This window comes from Ferruginibacter sp. (assembly GCF_014377975.1).
In the GTDB taxonomy this organism is placed as follows: domain Bacteria; phylum Bacteroidota; class Bacteroidia; order Chitinophagales; family Chitinophagaceae; genus Ferruginibacter.
Map to the genome: position 1 here is coordinate 1 of NZ_JACMOO010000064.1, position 2,196 is coordinate 2,196.

Annotated in this window: 1 protein-coding gene; it reads left to right on the forward strand. The window is 37.2% G+C overall.

Going from position 1 to position 2,196, the window contains the following annotated elements; translation table 11 throughout:
- Positions 1-68 precede the first annotated feature (68 nt).
- A complete protein-coding gene (locus H7254_RS04195) occupies positions 69-1,658 on the forward strand; it encodes a DUF4394 domain-containing protein (RefSeq protein ID WP_301931793.1) in 1,590 nt (529 codons plus the stop codon).
- Positions 1,659-2,196: the final 538 nt, after the last annotated feature.

Below are 2,196 nucleotides of genomic sequence, written 5' to 3' on the forward strand. Positions count from 1 at the left end.
GGTAATTAAAATCTGTATTTTTTGATAATCCGTAAATTTTTAAATACTTCACATTTAAATACTTTATTATGTTATTAGCAAAATCTACTTCGCTGACAGCTGCAATTATTGTGGCCGGCGGTTTGTTGTTCTCTTCCTGCTCAAAGCAAATGGAGGATCAAAATCATTTAGCCAGCCCGGCTTTTCTTCAATCAGGTAAAAATCTTCCTACACCAAAAAGCACGATTTTTTATGCCCTAACCAATAACAATGAATTGGTTAAGTATTCATCCGGTAATCCACTTAGTGAGTTAGGTGATGTAAGCATTACCGGTTTACTATCCCCTACAGAAAAAATATTGGCAATAGATTTTAGACCCGCAACCGGTCAGTTGTATGGTGTAACAAACATGAGCCGTTTGTACGTTATCAATCAACTTTCGGGTATTGCCTCAGCAGTATCTGCAACCCCCTTTTCACCTGCCATTAACGGCACACAGGTAGGTTTTGATTTTAACCCAACAGTTGATAGAATTCGCCTGGTAACGAACAACGATCAAAACCTTCGCTTAAATCCTGAAACCGGTATGGTGGCCGCAGTGGATTTAAGTATTAACCCAGCAGGTGCTACCGTAACAGCGGCAGCATATACAAATAGTTTTGCTGGAGCTGTTACCACTGTTTTATATGATATTGATGTTGAAAGAAATTTACTTGTAAAACAAACTCCCCCAAACAACGGAACATTGGTTACAGTAGGTGCATTAGGTGTACAGGCAGTAGGCGAAGCAGGTTTTGATATCGCTCCGGATAATTCAGTAGCAATTGCTGCACTTTTTGGTCGTGGCATAGAAGATGGACAAACTGAAGAAAGCAATGGTAACAAATACAGATTCTATTACATAAATCTCGAAACAGGTGAAGCACAAAACGCAGGAAAAACTGACCGGGTAATTGTTGGTTTGGCAATTCCTACAAATCCTGTTGCTTATGCAGTAGATCAATCAAATAATTTATTAATTTTTAATCCAACTGCACCTGGTATAATAACAAAACCACTTACAGGTTTGGCCATGGGTGAAATGATAGTTGGTATAGACATGCGCCCTGCAACTGCACAATTGTATGCATTAGGAAGTTCAAGCAGAATTTATACGGTAAATATGTCCAGCGGTGCTGCTACCGCACTAGGCACTGCTTCATTTACGCCGGCTCTTTCAGGTACATCTTTTGGGTTTGATTTTAACCCTACTGTTGATAGAATTAGGGTTGTAAGCAACACAGGGCAAAACCTAAGATTAAATCCTATCACGGGTACTGTTGCATCTTCTGATCCAAATCTTAATCCGGGTACACCTTCTATAGACGGCGCAGCTTACACAAATAGCTTCTCCGGAGCAACAACTACAACTCTGTATGATATTGATCATTCTACCGATAAACTTCACATTCAAAACCCTGCAAATGCCGGTACGTTGGATGCGGGCAAACCATTAGGAATAAACATAAGTGCAGGCAATGGCTTTGATATTGGCGGTAGAACAAACAATGCATATGGTATATTTACCGTAGCTGGAAATAATGGCCTTTATTCAATTAATCTTACTACAGGTGCGGCAAGTTTGTCAATGCCTTTCCCAACAAGTGTAAGAGGTTTTGCAATTGGATTAGGATTTTAAAATATAAATTCAAACAGTAAATAAAAGTGCCCCGATTTATGGGGCATTTTTTATATAAAGATCAATATTTAAGAAGGTAATTTTTGGATGAATTTTGTTATTTTTTTATTCCCATGAAGCAGAGCAGTAATTAAACCAATTAAAAGTGTGTGTGGTACCTTTGCTTTTTATAAATTCATAATTTCCCACACCGAAAACTTTCGCATAATGTTCCTCGCCTTATTTCTGCGCAGTATGAGAAATTAACCTCTAATTAAATGCGAGCAATTGTAATTAATAGGCTATAAAAAATAAGAAGATTTAAACCGGATATTGTTACGATCAGTATTCAATAAAATTATTTTCCTTTAAGTAAGCGGTTGGGTGCAAAAATAAAAAAGATAGTATCATTTTTCTTTGCCATTGACAGTCTTACAATATTATTCCTCATTATTTTAAATTATGCCTCTACAATCATTTTACCCGTATTCTCGCCATTGAATAAACCGAGTAATGCCTTTGGTAAATTTTCGAAACCGTGTTCAATTGTTTCGGTAAA

Bases quoted from the DNA above. Each gene is read 5' to 3' on its own strand.
- H7254_RS04195 (WP_301931793.1), top strand. From the start codon at position 69: ATGTTATTAGCAAAATCTACTTCGCTGACAGCTGCAATTATTGTGGCC.